Annotated in this window: 23 protein-coding genes; 22 read left to right on the forward strand and 1 reads right to left on the reverse strand. The window is 45.9% G+C overall.

Annotated features, from left to right (window positions below; translation table 11 throughout):
* The first annotated feature begins 27 nt into the window (after positions 1-27).
* The 17 genes from rpsN (at position 28) to carA (ending at position 10,043) form a co-directional block, all read left to right on the forward strand.
* Positions 28-297 (forward strand): 30S ribosomal protein S14, encoded by a 270-nt coding sequence (gene rpsN / locus ACQ4MZ_RS08570; RefSeq protein ID WP_015813801.1) that lies wholly within the window; start codon positions 28-30, stop codon positions 295-297.
* 77 nt (positions 298-374) lie between these two features.
* Complete coding sequence (gene rpsH / locus ACQ4MZ_RS08575) at positions 375-773, forward strand: 30S ribosomal protein S8 (protein WP_026350532.1); 399 nt, start codon at positions 375-377, stop codon at positions 771-773.
* Positions 774-794: 21 nt separating this feature from the next.
* The gene (gene rplF / locus ACQ4MZ_RS08580) at positions 795-1,352 is read left to right on the forward strand and encodes a 50S ribosomal protein L6 (RefSeq protein WP_430844304.1); all 558 of its coding nucleotides are present in this window, start codon (positions 795-797) and stop codon (positions 1,350-1,352) included.
* A 47-nt stretch (positions 1,353-1,399) separates the two neighbouring features.
* Positions 1,400-1,753 carry a 50S ribosomal protein L18 gene (rplR, locus tag ACQ4MZ_RS08585; RefSeq protein ID WP_106594292.1) on the forward strand — a complete coding sequence of 118 codons (354 nt, stop codon included), beginning with the start codon at positions 1,400-1,402 and terminating at the stop codon, positions 1,751-1,753.
* Between the two features lie 14 nt (positions 1,754-1,767).
* Positions 1,768-2,283 (forward strand): 30S ribosomal protein S5, encoded by a 516-nt coding sequence (gene rpsE / locus ACQ4MZ_RS08590; RefSeq protein WP_015813805.1) that lies wholly within the window; start codon positions 1,768-1,770, stop codon positions 2,281-2,283.
* Positions 2,284-2,316: 33 nt separating this feature from the next.
* On the forward strand, positions 2,317-2,496 hold the full coding sequence (gene rpmD, locus ACQ4MZ_RS08595; RefSeq protein WP_015813806.1) for a 50S ribosomal protein L30: 180 nt from the start codon (positions 2,317-2,319) through the stop codon (positions 2,494-2,496).
* A gap of 12 nt (positions 2,497-2,508) precedes the next feature.
* Positions 2,509-2,955 carry a 50S ribosomal protein L15 gene (rplO, locus tag ACQ4MZ_RS08600; protein WP_015813807.1) on the forward strand — a complete coding sequence of 149 codons (447 nt, stop codon included), beginning with the start codon at positions 2,509-2,511 and terminating at the stop codon, positions 2,953-2,955.
* 60 nt (positions 2,956-3,015) lie between these two features.
* On the forward strand, positions 3,016-4,329 hold the full coding sequence (secY, locus tag ACQ4MZ_RS08605; RefSeq protein ID WP_430844308.1) for a preprotein translocase subunit SecY: 1,314 nt from the start codon (positions 3,016-3,018) through the stop codon (positions 4,327-4,329).
* Between the two features lies 1 nt (position 4,330).
* Positions 4,331-5,128: a type I methionyl aminopeptidase gene (gene map / locus ACQ4MZ_RS08610; protein ID WP_430844309.1), complete on the forward strand. Its 798-nt coding sequence runs from the start codon at positions 4,331-4,333 to the stop codon at positions 5,126-5,128.
* A gap of 12 nt (positions 5,129-5,140) precedes the next feature.
* Complete coding sequence (gene infA, locus ACQ4MZ_RS08615) at positions 5,141-5,359, forward strand: translation initiation factor IF-1 (RefSeq protein WP_015813810.1); 219 nt, start codon at positions 5,141-5,143, stop codon at positions 5,357-5,359.
* A 39-nt stretch (positions 5,360-5,398) separates the two neighbouring features.
* Positions 5,399-5,515 (forward strand): type B 50S ribosomal protein L36, encoded by a 117-nt coding sequence (gene ykgO / locus ACQ4MZ_RS08620; protein ID WP_015813811.1) that lies wholly within the window; start codon positions 5,399-5,401, stop codon positions 5,513-5,515.
* 5 nt (positions 5,516-5,520) lie between these two features.
* Positions 5,521-5,898, forward strand: coding sequence for a 30S ribosomal protein S13 (rpsM, locus tag ACQ4MZ_RS08625; RefSeq protein ID WP_353722165.1), 378 nt, complete (start codon positions 5,521-5,523; stop codon positions 5,896-5,898).
* A 42-nt stretch (positions 5,899-5,940) separates the two neighbouring features.
* Positions 5,941-6,336, forward strand: coding sequence for a 30S ribosomal protein S11 (rpsK, locus tag ACQ4MZ_RS08630; RefSeq protein ID WP_015813813.1), 396 nt, complete (start codon positions 5,941-5,943; stop codon positions 6,334-6,336).
* A gap of 90 nt (positions 6,337-6,426) precedes the next feature.
* Positions 6,427-7,032: a 30S ribosomal protein S4 gene (rpsD, locus tag ACQ4MZ_RS08635; RefSeq protein WP_430844312.1), complete on the forward strand. Its 606-nt coding sequence runs from the start codon at positions 6,427-6,429 to the stop codon at positions 7,030-7,032.
* Positions 7,033-7,166: 134 nt separating this feature from the next.
* Positions 7,167-8,156, forward strand: coding sequence for a DNA-directed RNA polymerase subunit alpha (locus ACQ4MZ_RS08640; protein WP_041735400.1), 990 nt, complete (start codon positions 7,167-7,169; stop codon positions 8,154-8,156).
* 72 nt (positions 8,157-8,228) lie between these two features.
* Positions 8,229-8,783: a 50S ribosomal protein L17 gene (rplQ, locus tag ACQ4MZ_RS08645; protein WP_430844314.1), complete on the forward strand. Its 555-nt coding sequence runs from the start codon at positions 8,229-8,231 to the stop codon at positions 8,781-8,783.
* A 150-nt stretch (positions 8,784-8,933) separates the two neighbouring features.
* A complete protein-coding gene (carA, locus tag ACQ4MZ_RS08650; protein ID WP_430844315.1) occupies positions 8,934-10,043 on the forward strand; it encodes a glutamine-hydrolyzing carbamoyl-phosphate synthase small subunit in 1,110 nt (369 codons plus the stop codon).
* A 59-nt stretch (positions 10,044-10,102) separates the two neighbouring features.
* Here carA and ACQ4MZ_RS08655 read toward each other — a convergent pair whose 3' ends face one another.
* Complete coding sequence (locus tag ACQ4MZ_RS08655; protein ID WP_430844317.1) at positions 10,103-10,804, reverse strand: rhodanese-like domain-containing protein; 702 nt, start codon at positions 10,802-10,804, stop codon at positions 10,103-10,105.
* Positions 10,805-10,933: 129 nt separating this feature from the next.
* Between ACQ4MZ_RS08655 and eno the strand changes: the two genes are divergently transcribed.
* The 5 genes from eno (at position 10,934) to ACQ4MZ_RS08680 (ending at position 16,105) form a co-directional block, all read left to right on the forward strand.
* Entirely contained in the window at positions 10,934-12,205 is a 1,272-nt protein-coding gene (gene eno / locus ACQ4MZ_RS08660) for a phosphopyruvate hydratase (protein WP_430844319.1), read from the forward strand.
* Positions 12,206-12,263: 58 nt separating this feature from the next.
* Entirely contained in the window at positions 12,264-12,596 is a 333-nt protein-coding gene (locus tag ACQ4MZ_RS08665; protein ID WP_430844321.1) for an FtsB family cell division protein, read from the forward strand.
* A gap of 39 nt (positions 12,597-12,635) precedes the next feature.
* Positions 12,636-14,168, forward strand: coding sequence for a 2,3-bisphosphoglycerate-independent phosphoglycerate mutase (gpmI, locus tag ACQ4MZ_RS08670; RefSeq protein ID WP_430844323.1), 1,533 nt, complete (start codon positions 12,636-12,638; stop codon positions 14,166-14,168).
* Positions 14,169-14,246: 78 nt separating this feature from the next.
* A complete protein-coding gene (locus tag ACQ4MZ_RS08675; protein ID WP_430844324.1) occupies positions 14,247-14,822 on the forward strand; it encodes a hypothetical protein in 576 nt (191 codons plus the stop codon).
* A 329-nt stretch (positions 14,823-15,151) separates the two neighbouring features.
* Positions 15,152-16,105, forward strand: coding sequence for a hypothetical protein (locus ACQ4MZ_RS08680; protein ID WP_430844326.1), 954 nt, complete (start codon positions 15,152-15,154; stop codon positions 16,103-16,105).
* Position 16,106: the final 1 nt, after the last annotated feature.

The raw sequence follows: 16,106 nt of genomic DNA on the forward strand, positions 1-16,106 counted from the left end.
AAATACTACTAAGATTATTTACCGACAATGGCAAAAGAATCAGTAAAAGCACGGGAGAGAAAAAGACAAGCGCTAGTAGAGCGCTACGCTGAAAAACGTAGCAAGTTGAAAGCTGCCGGTGACTGGGTTGGTCTTGACAAGTTACCACGTAACTCTTCTCCTGTACGTCTGCACAACCGGTGCAAAATCACCGGAAGACCTCGCGGTTATATGCGTAAATTCGGAATTTCCCGGGTTCTGTTCCGCGATATGGCGTCAGATGGAAAAATTCCAGGAGTTACAAAATCAAGTTGGTAAGAATACTTTCAATTCTGATTTCAATTACTTAACTTTGCACTCCCGTTCAAAAGGGGGTGTTTAAACTTGGCATAAACATGTTAACGGATCCCATAGCAGACTATCTGACGAGACTCAGAAACGCTATCAAAGCGAAGCACCGGGTTGTTGAGATACCTGCATCCAACATAAAAAAAGAGATTACAAAGGTACTTTTTGACAAGGGGTACATTCAAAGCTATAAATTCGACGAGGTTGGTCCTCAGGGAGTTATCAAAATCGCTTTGAAATACAATCCTGTGACAAAGCAATCTGCAATTGTGAAATTGGAGAGGGTTAGTAAGCCTGGACTACGTAAATATTCAGGTTCATCAACACTGCCACGTGTATTGGGCGGCTTAGGAACAGTGATCATCTCTACATCGAAAGGTGTAATGACAGATAAAGAAGCTAAGACACTGAATGTGGGTGGTGAAGTGTTATGTTTCGTGTATTAATATTTAAAAGTTATTCAGGAAATGTCACGAATAGGAAATAAAGTTATCACGTTGCCGGCGGGGGTATCCGTATCGGTTGCAGACGATAACGTAGTATCTGTAAAGGGCCCGAAAGGCACACTTACCCAAGCTGTTGACAGCGACATCACTGTTGAAGTGGAAGGTAGCGAGCTGAAAGTGAAGCGCCCTACAGAGCAGAAGCGTCATAAAGCATTACACGGCCTTTACCGTTCCCTGTTGAACAACATGGTAATCGGTGTAGGTGAAGGTTACAAGCGTGAGCTTGAAATTATCGGGGTAGGTTACAAAGCGAGCTCGACGAACAATGTTCTCGAACTTCAATTGGGTTATTCACACAACATTTTCATGGCGATTCCGGGAGAAATCAAGGTTACTACGACCTCAGAAAAAGGTCAGAACCCTAAGGTGATCCTCGAAGGTATCGACAAAGAATTGATTGGTGCAGTAGCAGCGAAAATCAAATCCCTTCGCAAAGTTGAGCCTTACAAAGGAAAAGGTATCCGTTTTGTTGGTGAAGTGGTCCGTCGTAAGGCAGGTAAGTCTGCTTCTAAGAAATAGTGCGTAGCCACCGATCAATGTTATAAACAAGTAAGATAAGATTTAAGATGGCTAACGCAAAAGCAGATAGAAGAACACGCCTTAAACTTCACATCCGTAAGCGGGTGAAGGGAAGCGCAGAACGTCCGAGACTATCAGTCTTCCGTTCGAACACAAGCATATATGCTCAGATTATCGATGACATTAAAGGGATTACCCTTGCAAGTGCATCATCGGTAGAACTGGGAGGCAGAAAAGAAAACGCAAACGTTGAAGTTGCTGCCCAGGTAGGTAAAAAGATCGCTGAGAAAGCGCAGGAAGCAGGTATCCAGGCAGTGGTTTTCGACCGTAACGGATATTTGTATCACGGTAAGGTAAAAGCATTGGCCGACGGAGCTCGTGAGGGTGGCCTGAAATTCTAAGTATAACAAAGACTATGTCTACAAATACAAGACCTTCAAAGGTTAACGAATCAGACCTGAAAGAGCGCGTTGTAGCGATCAACCGGGTAGCAAAAGTAGTAAAAGGTGGTCGTCGTTTCTCCTTCTCTGCCATTGTGGTAGTAGGAGACGGAAACGGAGTTGTAGGTTACGGATTGGGCAAAGCCAATGAGGTAACTGACGCGATTGCCAAAGGAATTGACGATGCTAAGAAAAACCTGATCCAAATTCCTATGCTTAAACATACCGTTCCTCACGAAATGGAAGGTAAGTTCAGCGGCGGTTTCGTTCTGATCAAGCCGGCTGCTCCTGGTACAGGGGTACTGGCGGGTGGCCCGATGCGCGCGGTATTGGAAAGTGCAGGTATCAAAGACGTACTTGCAAAATCCAAAGGTTCTTCGAACCCGCACAACGTAATCAAGGCTACAATTGACGCTCTTTTGAAAATGAGAGCTCCGCATCAGGTTGCTTTCCAACGCAGCGTTAAATTGGAAAAAGTATTCAACGGATAATCCTTCGGGATTATCCTCAATCTGAGAGTAATCATGTCAAAAGTACGTATTACACAAGTTAAAAGCACAATTGACCGCCCTGAGAAGCAAAAGCTAACGATCAAAGCGTTGGGTCTTGGTAAACTGAACCGGTCTGTTGAGAAAGAAAACAGCGATGCCATCGCGGGAATGATCCGCAAGGTAAGCCACTTGGTTAAAGTTGAAGAAATTTAATATACGAATAGTATGAATTTAAGTTCATTAAAACCGGCTGCTGGTTCCGTTAAGGTAGGAAAGCGGGTTGGACGTGGCCAGGGTTCCGGAAAAGGAGGCACTGCTGCACGTGGACACAAAGGAGCGCAGTCGCGTTCAGGTTACAGCCGTAAGCTGGGCTTCGAAGGTGGTCAGATGCCTCTTCAAAGACGTTTGCCTAAGTTCGGTTTCAACAACATCAACCGCGTTGAATACAAGGCGTTGAACCTGGATGCAATCCAGGCGTTGGTCGAAAAAACCGGAGCTGCGGTAGTAACGTTGGATCTGATTCGTGAAAATGGTCTCAGCGCGAAGAACGACTTGGTTAAGATCCTTAACCGTGGCGAAATTACTTCTGCGGTTGAAGTTCAGGCTCATGGGTTTTCTGCTTCGGCTATCGAGTCGATCGAGAAGGCAGGTGGTAAAGCAGTTAAATTGTAATTTAGCTGCGATACCCGACAGAATTTGTTTACTTTGAACAGAGCGTTGTAAGCCCAGAAGATGAAACGATTTTTAGAGACTATAAAACACATATTTGCGATTGAGGAGTTGAGAACACGTATTCTCAACACTCTTTTGTTTATAACGATCTTCCGGTTGGGGTCTTACGTTGCGTTGCCAGGTGTTGAACCTGATCAAATGAATGTATCCTCCGCAGGGTTGTTGGGGTTGCTGGATACTTTCTTAGGTGGCGCTTTTAGCAAAGCGTCCATTTTTGCGTTGGGTATCATGCCTTACATTTCCGCTTCCATTGCAATCCAGCTGTTGACTATGGCGCTGCCATATTTCCAGAAGATGCAGAAAGAGGGAGAATCAGGCCGTAAAAAGCTGAACCAAATTACCCGGGTTCTGACTATCGTTGTTACACTTGTTCAAGGTACTGCGTATTTGAATACCACTGTACCTGACGAGGCTCTTCTGGTTTCCAGAAGCATGTTCACCGTTTCTTCAGTATTCGTACTGACAGCGGGTACAATGTTCTGTATGTGGCTCGGTGAAAGGATCACAGACAAGGGTATCGGTAATGGTATTTCGATGCTGATCATGATCGGTATCGTTTCGCGTTTCCCTGGTGCGATCTACAAAGAGTTCGTATCAAGAGGTAGCGGCCAGGTTCTTGTGTTCGTATTGGAGATCGTTGCCTTGTACTTTGTGATTATGGGTGCGGTAATGTTGACTCAAGCTGTTCGCCGTATTCCTATCCAGTATGCTAAGCAGGTGGTAGGTAACCGTGTAATGGGTGGTCAGCGTCAATATCTTCCATTGAAATTGAATGCAGCGGGTGTAATGCCGATCATTTTTGCTCAAGCTCTGATGTTCATCCCTTCACTGGGTGCGTCTTACTTCGCTGAGAAAAGTGATTTTGCCAGCAACGTAGCAACGATTTTTGCTAACTACACAACCTGGCAGTACAACCTCCTGTTCGCAGTATTGATTATTGTATTTACGTTCTTCTATACCGCAATTTCGGTAAACCCTCAGCAGATCGCTGATGATATGAAGCGTGGAGGCGGGTTTATCCCGGGTGTAAAACCAGGCCAGCAAACATCTGAGTACATCAGCTCTGTGCTAGACCGTATCACCTTCCCAGGCGCATTGATGTTGGCAGTAGTTGCTACTTTGCCTGCATTCGCAAGCCTTTTGGGAATTTCGACTGACTTTGCTCACTTCTTCGGAGGAACTTCATTGCTGATCATGGTAGGTGTGGTTCTGGATACCTTGCAACAGGTTGAAAGCTACTTGCTGATGCGTCGCTACGAAGGTTTGATGAAGTCGGGACGTGTAAAAGGACGTACCGAGAGCGTAGCAATCTGAAATGATTTATCTTAAAACAGAAGAGGAAATCAACCTGATAAAGGTTAGTGCTCAGGTGCTCGGCAAAGCACACGCAGAAGTAGCGACCTGGGTAAAACCGGGTGTTACAACTGGAAAGTTGGATGCAGTTGCTGAGGAGTATATCAGAGATAATGGTGGGATCCCTTCATTCAAGGGATTCAATAGATTTCCGGCCTCTCTTTGTATATCGGTTAATGAAGTTGTAGTCCACGGGATTCCCGGGGGCTACGTGCTAAAAGAGGGGGACATCGTTTCTATTGACTGCGGGGTTAAGCTGAATGGCTATCATAGCGACAGCGCATACACTTACCCGGTGGGAGAGGTTTCCAAAGAGGTGATGAACCTCCTTACCGCAACCAAGAAATCCCTGTACAAGGGTATCGAGCAAGCGGTAGATGGCCTTCGGATCGGAGATATTGGCCATGCGGTTCAGAGTTATGTTGAAGACCGTGGCTATACAGTGGTGAGGGAATTGGTAGGACACGGAGTAGGCAGGGATCTGCACGAAGCTCCGGAAGTACCAAACTACGGAAAACGGGGCAAAGGAATACGGTTGAGAGAAGGTATGGTTATTGCTATCGAGCCGATGATCAACCTGGGAGCGAAAGCAGTAGTGCAGGAGCGCGACGGCTGGACGATCCGGACCAACGATAGAAAGTATTCCGCGCATTTCGAACATACCGTGGTTGTGAGAAAAGGAAAGGCTGAAATTCTGACAACATTCGATTACATTGAAAAAGTGACGGCCAATACCAGCCTTATGGTTGAAGTACAGTAACAAACGCTACGAATGGCAAAACAAGCATCAATCGAACAAGACGGAGTAATTCTCGAAGCATTGTCAAACGCAATGTTTCGTGTTGTATTAGAGAATAAGCATGAAGTGATAGCGCATATCTCAGGTAAAATGAGAATGCACTATATCAAAATATTGCCGGGCGACAGAGTAAAGCTGGAAATGTCTCCTTACGACCTATCGAAAGCCCGGATTACATATCGGTACAAGTAAGGGGATCGATTACCTTAAATTAACACTTAGTTTAATCAGATGAAAGTCAAAGCATCAGTAAAGAAGCGCAGCGAGGACTGCAAGGTTATCCGCCGGAAGGGTAAAGTGTACGTTATTAACAAGAAGAACCCACGGTATAAACAAAGACAAGGATAATAATTATGGCACGTATTGCAGGAGTAGACATTCCAGATCGCAAAAGAGGCGAAATCTCATTGACTTATATTTTCGGGATCGGCCGTAGCTCGGCTAAGAAAATCCTCGAAAAGGCAGGTGTTGATTTGAATAAAAAAGTGATCGACTGGACCGACGAAGAGTCTGGTGCGATCCGTGGGGTTATTGCTGGGGAATATAAAGTAGAAGGCGCTCTCAAGTCCGAAGTTCAGTTGAGCATTAAGCGTCTTATGGATATCGCTTGTTATCGTGGCCTCCGTCACCGTAAAGGATTGCCTTTGCGTGGTCAGAGAACGAAAAACAACTCACGTACTCGTAAGGGTAAACGCAAAACTATCGCGAACAAGAAAAAGGCTACTAAATAATAAAGTGAGCGGTGGAGTGATCCACAACTTATTCCAAGAGCAATGGCACAGAATAAAAGAAAAGATAAAGCAAAAAAGAGAGTGGTTGTTGTCGAGCCTGTTGGTCAGGTTCACATCAAAGCTTCTTTCAATAATATCATCATCTCGATTACCAACAGCAACGGACAAGTTATCTCTTGGGGTTCTGCCGGTAAAATGGGATTCCGTGGTTCTAAGAAGAACACTCCATATGCAGCACAAACTGCTGCACAGAGCGCTGCACAAGTTGCGTTCGACCTCGGAATGCGTAAAGCAGAGGTTTTCGTTAAAGGACCGGGATCAGGCCGTGAGTCGGCGATCCGTACGATCCAGAATGCAGGTATCGAAGTGACCACTATCCGTGACATCACTCCGCTTCCGCACAACGGATGCCGTCCTCCAAAACGTCGTAGAGTATAGTAATTAGTTAGTACCGGAAGGTACCCATTCGTAATTTGGACACTGGGGTTACAGAATGGTTTTTATCAATTTAGTAAACAAATAGTTTTAATGGCACGTTATACAGGTCCCAAAACCAAAGTCGCAAGACGTTACGGAGAGCCCATTATGGGCCCAAGCAAAGCGCTTGCAAAGAAAAATTACCCTCCGGGAATGCACGGAAAGGGTCGTCGGTCAAAGAAGTCAGAGTACGCTCTGCAATTGGCTGAGAAACAAAAAGTGAAATTCATCTACGGTATTCTTGAAAGACAATTCCGTAGCTTGTTCGAGAAAGCTTCTGTAAAAGACGGCATCACCGGTGAAAACCTATTGAAATTCTGTGAAGCACGTCTGGATAACACAGTTTACCGTTTGGGTATCGCTCCTACACGTCGTGCTGCCCGCCAGCTAGTTTCGCACAAGCACATCCTGGTTGACGGTGAAGTAGTAAACATCCCATCTTATTCATTGCGTCCAGGCCAGGTTGTTACCGTTCGTGAGAAATCAAAATCTCTTGAAGCTGTAACCGATAGCCTTGCAGGACATAGTTCAAAAGGTTTCAGCTGGTTGGAATGGAACGGTCAGGAACTTTCTGGCAAGTTTATTTCTTTCCCGGACCGCGAGTCAATTCCAGAAAACATCAACGAACAGCTGATCGTTGAATTGTATTCTAAATAATAATCTTCATATTACATGCACTCCCCGGATATCCGGGGTAGTGCTTTTTTTGCTGGCAACAGCACAATTTTGCGATCGCAAAGGTAAGGTAGCGTGATCAACTATCATTTACTACTATAAAAGGAGCAAGGACTATGTCAATATTAGCTTTCCAAATGCCTGATAAGGTCGTCATGGAGAAAGCAGACGACTTTCACGGGTTGTTTGAGTTTAAGCCTTTAGAGAAAGGATACGGCGTAACCATTGGTAATGCGTTGCGTAGGATTCTCCTTTCATCTTTGGAAGGCTATGCCATCACGAGTGTGAAGTTCCCTGGCGTACTTCACGAATTTTCTTCTATCGAAGGTATAGTTGAGGATGTTACGGAAATCATCCTGAACCTGAAAATGGTTCGTTTTAAAAAAGTTTCTGACCTGAGTGAGAGTAGGATCGTAGTAAACCTTAAAAATGTCTCCGTCATCACTGCCGGCGACATTGGCAAGTTTACAAGCGCATTCGAGGTATTGAATCCGGATCAGGTCATTTGCCATATAGATGACCAGAAGGAGTTCGAAATGGAACTTCTCCTGGATAAAGGCAGAGGCTACGTGCCGGCAGACGAACCACGGGCTAATGAGCTTCCGTTCGGCTACATCGCAGTAGACTCGATTTATACGCCTATCAAAAATGTGAAATACAGCGTTGAAAACACGCGTGTTGAACAGCGTACCGACTACGAACGTCTTTTGATCGACATCCAAACCGATGGTTCAATCCACCCGGAAGATGCATTGAAAGGCGCTGCCAATATTCTGATCCAACACTTCATGCTGTTCTCTGATCAAACAATGACATTTGAGAAGCAGAAAGCAGAAGAAGACAATCAGGTTGATGAGGAAATGCTGCGTATGAGAAAGCTGTTGAAGACTTCATTGTCTGAACTGGATCTTTCAGTACGCGCTTACAACTGTTTGAAATCTGCAGATGTGAAAACTTTGGGTGACCTGGTAAGACTCGAAATTTCTGATATGATGAAATTCCGGAACTTCGGTAAGAAGTCACTCACTGAGTTGGAACAACTCGTAGCCGACAAACAGCTCACATTTGGAATGGACGTGTCGAAGTACCGTCTGGACGAGGATTAATTAAATTCCATCATAAGTATGTATTCTGTAGCGCGCTAACCGCGCCGCTCGAAGCAACTAAACAACAAAACAATGAGACACGGTAAAAAGGACAATCACTTAGGAAGAACCGCATCACACCGCAAGGCGATGCTCTCAAACATGGCTTCCTCTTTGATCCTTCACAAAAGAATTGAAACAACCCTGGCTAAGGCAAAAGAACTTCGCAAGTTCGTTGAGCCTCTGCTGACTCGTGCGAAAGAAGATACTACCCACAACAGAAGGATAGCATTCTCTTACCTGAACGACAAAGAATCTACCAAGGAACTTTTCGGTGTCGTTTCAGACAAAATCGCATCTCGTCCGGGTGGTTACACTCGTATCATCAAACTGGGTAACCGTTTGGGTGACGCGGCTGAAACTGCGCTGATCGAGCTGGTTGATTTCAACGATGCACTGTTGCTTGCCAATGCCGACAAACCTGCTAAGACTCGTCGCAGCAGAAGAGGTGGTAAGAAAGCGGAGGGCGCTGTTGAAGCCGCTCCGGTTAAGAAAGAAGATCATCCGATCGTAGCGGAAACTGAGGCTCCTGCTGAGGAAGAAGCTCCGAAAACAGAAGAAACACCAGGCGAAACTGAAAAAGAATAGTTTGGAAATCGGAAATTGAAATATATGAAAAGGGTTGAACGGTCTCGTTTAACCCTTTTTTATGAGTGAAAAATCGTATTTTTGCACCAAAATTGAACCGGCTGCCTCGAAATGGCGTAAAACAGCCCGGAAAACAGATTAAACCATAATATGAATCAGAAAAAGGAAGCTCTGTTGTTGCTAGAAGACGGAACAGCATACAAAGGACTCGCTTTGGGTAAAAGTGGAACCACCGGTGGCGAAATTTGCTTTAACACGGGCATGACGGGCTACCAGGAAATCTACACAGACCCTTCCTATTACGGTCAGATCATCGTCAACACCAATTCGCACATCGGTAATTACGGGGTGCAGCTGGAAGACGAAGAGGAATCTGGCTCGGTTAAGATCCGCGGGATGGTTTGTAACACATTCTCACAGATCTACTCACGCGACACCGCTGATTTCTCTCTGCAAGAGTATTTCGAAAGAGCAAACATCGTTGGTATCAGCAATGTCGACACACGTCACCTCGTGCGTCACGTGCGTGAAAAGGGTGTAATGAACGCTATTATCTCTTCCGAAATTCTCGACGAAGCAGAGCTTATGAAAGAATTGAAGAAAATCCCTTCCATGGACGGATTGGAGCTTTCTTCCGAAGTAACAACCGAGGAACCCTACTTTATGGGCGATGAGGCGACTGCCAAATTCCGCGTTGCCGTGATGGATTATGGTATCAAGAAAAGCATTCTACTTAACCTGACTTCAAGAGGCTGCTATTGCAAGGTTTTCCCGGCGAAGACATCCTACGAAGAGGTATTGCAATGGAACCCCGACGGCTTCTTCATCTCGAACGGCCCAGGCGACCCTTCTGCAATGCCTTACGCGGTTGAAAACGTAGGTCAAATGGTGGAAACAGCGAAGCCGCTATTTGGTATCTGCCTTGGTCACCAGTTGCTCGCACTTTCGAGTGGGATCAATACCTACAAAATGCACCACGGCCACCGCGGCTTGAACCACCCGGTGAAAAACCTGATCACCGGTCTTTGCGAGATCACTTCGCAAAACCACGGTTTCGCTGTGAAGCCCGACGAGATTGAAAGCCACCCGGACATCGAGGTTACGCACATTAACCTGAACGATAAGACCATCGAAGGTATCCGCAGAAAGGATTACCCGGCATTCTCGGTGCAGTACCACCCGGAAGCATCGCCAGGTCCGCACGATTCACGTTATTTGTTCGACGAGTTCATCAAATTGCTCGAAGCGAGCAAAGCATAATAGCAAAAAGTCCCTCGGCGCAATGCAGAGGGACTTTTTAATTTTACTTTAATATAAACTTAAAGTTGCGCATCCAGCAACGCACGGAATTCCTTTTCTTCCATAAAACCGTTCTTGCGCGTGACGAGCTTCCCGTTTTTGTAAAGCAGAAAAGCAGGGATTTCTTCAACGCCCAGTTGCTTTACCAATGCCTTATTCGGGTCGTAAGCGATGGTTTCGATTTTGGCCTTACCCGCATATTCCTTTTGTAGCTTCGTTACAGTAGGCAACATTTTCACACAAGGCGGGCACCATTTGGCGTGAATGTCAATCAGGACAATCTTTTCGGAGTTTATGATTTTGTTAAATTCCGCTGAGCTCATGCCCTTCACGCCGGCTTTGTTGGCACCTTCTACGGCTTTGCCGGAGGTATTCCATTTCAGATAGCCGCCTTTCATGTCGTAAACTTCCTTAAAACCGCTTTCGTGCAATGTGTTAGCCGCCGCAGCACTCCTTCCTCCGGAGAGGCAGTATACATACACAGGCTTGTTCTTGTCGAGTTTTGCAATTTTTTCCTTGAAATCAGGACTTTTATAATCTATGTTCGCGGCTTTTGCCAAATGGCCTTCACCATACTCCTCGGGTGTCCGGACATCCAGGAGCTGGGCGTCGGCGGATTTCGTCAGCTGTTTTTCGAATTCATCGGTAGTGAGCTGTTTCTGAGCTTGTAAGGCAAGGGGTAAGCTAAGTAATGCGGTGGTCAGAATGCGGGTTAATTTCATAGTAAATGGTGTAGTTGACTAGCCTGTAAATTTAGTGTAAAATGATTTCGGGTTTATGGATGACGATTTTTTTGTGTTATTTTGTACCGTTAACCATATTCCAATTTTTAATCAAACCACAAGCTGCAAATGAGTACGATTCAGTCAGTACATGCAAGACAAATTCTGGATTCAAGAGGAAACCCTACAATAGAAGTTGATATTCGTACCGAGAATGGTTATCTGGGACGCGCTGCTGTTCCTTCCGGAGCTTCTACCGGTAAGCACGAGGCAGTTGAGCTTCGCGATGACGACAAGAGCGTTTACGTTGGAAAAGGAGTTTTGAAAGCGGTTGAGAATGTAAACGACATCATTTTCCCTGAACTGATCGGCTGCTCCGTATTCGAGCAGAACCTTATTGATAAAATTATGCTGGAACTGGATGGTACACCTAACAAAGCGAAGTTGGGTGCAAACGCTATCCTCGGTGTTTCCCTCGCCGCTGCGAAAGCTGCTGCACAGGAAGCAAACCTTCCATTGTACCGTTACGTAGGTGGTACCAACGCCAACACATTGCCGGTACCGATGATGAACATCCTGAACGGAGGTAGCCACGCGGATAACTCCATCGACTTCCAGGAGTTCATGATCATGCCCGCGAAAGCAGATACATTCTCTCAGGCATTGCGTATGGGTGTTGAAGTTTTCCATACTTTGAAAACCGTTTTGAAAAGCAAAGGCTACTCAACCAACGTAGGGGACGAAGGTGGTTTTGCTCCAAACATCAAATCGAACGAAGAGGCTATCGAAGTTGTACTTCAGGCTATCGAAAAAGCAGGTTACAAGCCAGGAGAAGAAATCTTCATCGCTATGGACGCTGCTGTTTCCGAATTCTACGAAAATGGCCTGTACCACTTCAAAAAATCAGACGGTCGTAAACTTACTTCCGATGAAATGGCTGACTACTGGACTCAGTGGGTGGCTAAATACCCTATCATCTCAATCGAAGATGGCATGGACGAAGACGACTGGGCTGGTTGGAAAACACTTACAGACTCTATCGGCAAGAAAACCCAGCTGGTAGGTGATGACTTGTTCGTAACGAACGTAAACCGTCTGCAACAAGGTATCGAATCACAAATCGCTAACGCGGTATTGGTGAAAGTAAACCAGATCGGTTCTTTGACTGAGACTATCGATACTGTAAACCTTGCAAAACGCAACAGCTATAAGAGCATTATGTCGCATCGTTCAGGTGAAACAGAAGATGCGACCATCGCTGACCTCGCGGTTGCATTGAACACAGGTCAGATCAAAACCGGTTCGGCTTCACGTTCTGACCGTATGGCGAAATACAACCAGCTTCTCCGTATCGAAGAAGAACTGGGCGAAAGCGCATACTTCCCGGGATTGAAGTTCTAATTCAAACCATATAGAGCCGGAGCCCAGCGCTCCGGTTCTTGTTTAAGGGTATTTCAATATGAAAAACCATTCATTCTGGTCTTTGCACACATTAAAGAACTTCTATGTCGCCACGTTCGTCGTGTGGCTGATATGGATACTGTTCCTCGACAATAACAACATCCGGGTCGTGATGTCGAACCGGATGAAAATGAAAGATCTCGAAAAAGAAAAGGCGATTCTTGAAACGAAGATCAAAGAGGTCAAGAAGGAGCGGAATGAGGTTTTCGGGAATCCCAAAATGCTCGAAAAGTGGGCTCGCGAGAAATTTATGATGCGCCGGCCCAACGAAGAGGTATATGTGATTGTAGACGAAAACAATCAGCCTGTCGAAAGTAAAAAGGAAGAGTAGGTTGTACTCTTTTAAATATCATCTTAATTTCAGAATACATTGAGCAAGAAAGTCATCCTCATTATTATGGACGGCTGGGGGATCGCCAAAGCAGGCGAGGAAAACCGTTCCGCCATTCTGGCCGCCAACACCCCATTCTACGATTCCATTCTTCAAAAATACCCGCATAGCAAACTCGAAGCGAGTGGTCTGGCCGTCGGCTTGCCCGATGGACAAATGGGTAACTCCGAAGTAGGCCATACCAATCTGGGGGCTGGCCGCGTGGTGTACCAGGATCTGGTGAAGATTAACCTCGCCGTATCCGAAGGCACGCTCGCACAGGAGCCCGCGCTTGCGAAGGCACTCGACTACGCGAAAGCCGAAGGTAAGAAAGTTCATTTCATCGGCCTGGTTTCGGATGGCGGTGTGCATTCGCACATCGATCATTTGAAAGGTCTTTGCCAAATCGCCGCGGACCGTGGTTTGAGCGATGTATTCGTGCACGCATTCACCGACGGCCGCGATACCGATCCCAAAAGCGGGTTGGGCTTCCTCACGGAGCTGACCGAATCAATGGCGCAAAGCACAGGGCGTATTGCCAGCATTACCGGCCGTTACTATGCAATGGACCGTGATAAGCGCTGGGAGCGCGTGAAACTGGCTTACGACGCCATGGTTCACGGGGAAGGCAAACACGTGCCCGCGGCCGACGTTTTGAAAGCTGTACAAGCTTCCTATGAAGAAGGCGTTACCGACGAATTCATTACGCCAATCATCGCTACCAATGCCGATGGCTCTCCGCTCGCGCTGATCCAGGACGGCGACGTGGTGCTTTGCTTCAACTTCCGCACAGACCGCGGCCGCGAAATCACGCAAGCACTTACACAGCAGGATTTCCACGAGCAGAATATGCACAAGCTCAATTTGAAATACATCACCATGACCAATTATGATGATACTTTCAAAGGCGTGGATGTGATTTTTGATAAAGACAATCTTAACAATACCCTCGGCGAGGTGCTCGAAGCTGCCGGTAAAAAGCAGATCCGCATTGCTGAAACTGAGAAATACCCACACGTTACATTCTTCTTCTCTGGAGGCCGCGAAAAACCTTTCGAAGGTGAAAGTCGTTTGCTTTGCCCTTCTCCGAAAGTTGCGACCTACGATTTGCAGCCCGAAATGTCGGCATTCGATATTCGTGACGCGATCGTTCCTGAACTGGAAAAGGAGGAAGTGGATTTCGTGTGTCTCAACTTCGCTAACCCTGATATGGTAGGCCATACCGGCGTTTTTGAAGCAGCTGTGAAAGCTTGTGAGACGGTTGATCAATGTGTACAGGCAGTGGTAACAACGGGGTTGGCGCACGGCTATTCGTCGATTATCATCGCCGACCACGGTAACTCGGATTACATGTCGAATGACGATGGATCGCCGAACACCGCCCATTCACTGAACCTTGTGCCATGCATTCTGGTAGATAATGAATATCAAAAGCCCATTAACAATGGAAAACTGGCCGATATCGCGCCGACTATTCTGGCGTTGATGGGAATTCCGCAACCGGCCGAAATGACGGGAACCAGCATTCTCTAAAACTTTTCAGGCATCGATTGATGTTAACCAGCAGAGAGTCCTCAAGGCTCTCTGTTTTTTTAGTCATATCTTCAACCCATGCATTACCGCTTCCTTACCATCGTTGCAGCAGTTCTGTTCTTTTCATTGGTTTCCTGTCAACAAGAAGAAACCCGCGACGAGGCCCGAAAAGCCTATTACGATTTAAAAGGTTTCGTCGAAAATCAGATCGTATATTTGAATGAAAAGAAGCCGGAAGTCAGCAAGACGGCGATTTTGGGCAGCAAACGCGAAGTTTCGAAAACGCACGAAGTAGATTGGAAGAAGGAGCTCGAACTGTTTGTACAAGCCGATATTAACAAACCTTCCTATCGTCAGAGTTACGAAGTGGTCCAAAATGGTCCACTGCAATATGAATACCGCATTAAGCCGGGTAACGACCTGCCCGTAGCCTATCTGAAAATTGATACGGATTCTGTTTTAAAGCAGCCATTGCGTGTCGAGGCTCTGATCCGCGCGTCAAATAAGGTCTATAACTCCGAAAAGAAACTAATTCTAAATGCGGTAAAACGGAATAACCTTTTGGAAATAAACACTTATGATGTAACCGGCTACCAAAAGCTCATTTTCGTGGAGAAGAAGGTGTTCAGCATTCGTGGTGAAATAGGACTTTAACAGGGTAATTGCATTATTTTCTATGTATCTCTACACCATATTTTGTGGTAACATTACCCAACTTTCCAACTGTAAATTTGAGATAGCCAGCGGTTTGTAGCAATTTTCTGAATTCAAAAATATCATTTTAAAAGAGCCAAATTCATGATAATGAGGCTCTTTTTTGCATTTCAAGTGGATTTGCGGGTTTTGAATATATGGCCTGTTTGAGCAGTCGGCATTGAGCGGCACAGAATTGTTTGATGTGAACGCAGAACAACATGTAGACCCGGATTTGATTTTTAACCTGTCTCATGAGAAACTAAATCACACAAGTAAACTTAATATCAATGCAACAAGAACAGAAAAATAAGCAGAGCATCGCCTGGGCAATGGTAGTTGTCCTTGGGCTTGCAACAGCCATGTTCGGCTACTTGTTCACAACTCAGAAACAAGAGTTGACCCAGCAAGAGTCAATGGTAGTCGAAAAGGCAAGAGAGTTGGCTGTAACCAAAACTAAACTGGATTCTATTTCCACCGTACTGGATGCAAAAATTGCGGAAGTTGAAAAATTGGGAGGTGATGTTACAGAACTAACCAAAATGAAGGAGAAGCTCGAAGCTGACAAGGTAGCATTCAGCCGCAGCAGAAGAGTTGAAACCAACAAATACCTCGGCAAAATTAAGGAATACGAAAAATTCCTGGCTGAGAAAGACGAGATGATCGCACAGCTGAAAGCTGAAAACGAGAAACTGGTAGCGAGCAACGATTCCCTTCACACACATGTGGGAACGCTCACCAGCGAACGTGAAAGACTGGTACAACGCCAGGCTGAACTGACCGACTCTGTGGTGACTTTCACCGCGCAAAACAAAGAGCTGAGCGCGAAAGTGAGCAAAGCCGCTGCACTGAAAGCACAAAACCTCAAAGTATTGGCGGTGAATTCACGCGGTAAAACCAAAGACAAAGACGAATACAAAGCCAGCCGCGTTGACAAGTTGAAACTGGTTTTCAACCTTCCGGAAAACGAGCTGACTGCTCAGGAGCCAAAAGATATTTATGTGCGTGTGTTGGATCCTGATGGAGCGGTTGTAGCTGACGATGCCACTGGCTCAGGTGAATTTGAAATCGATGGAGCGCCATCTAAATTCACTACCCGTGAGTCGATCGCTTATCAGAACAACAACCAGAAAGTGGAGATGTTGTACGATAACGCCAGCAAGTTCCGCCCTGGAAAGTATAATGTGGAGCTGTATGCGGAAGGATACAAAATTGGTGGAGGTAATTTCACCATCAAGAAATAAG

Origin of the sequence: Dyadobacter sp. BHUBP1 (assembly GCF_050587785.1) — a bacterium.
In the GTDB taxonomy this organism is placed as follows: Bacteria; Bacteroidota; Bacteroidia; order Cytophagales; family Spirosomataceae; genus Dyadobacter.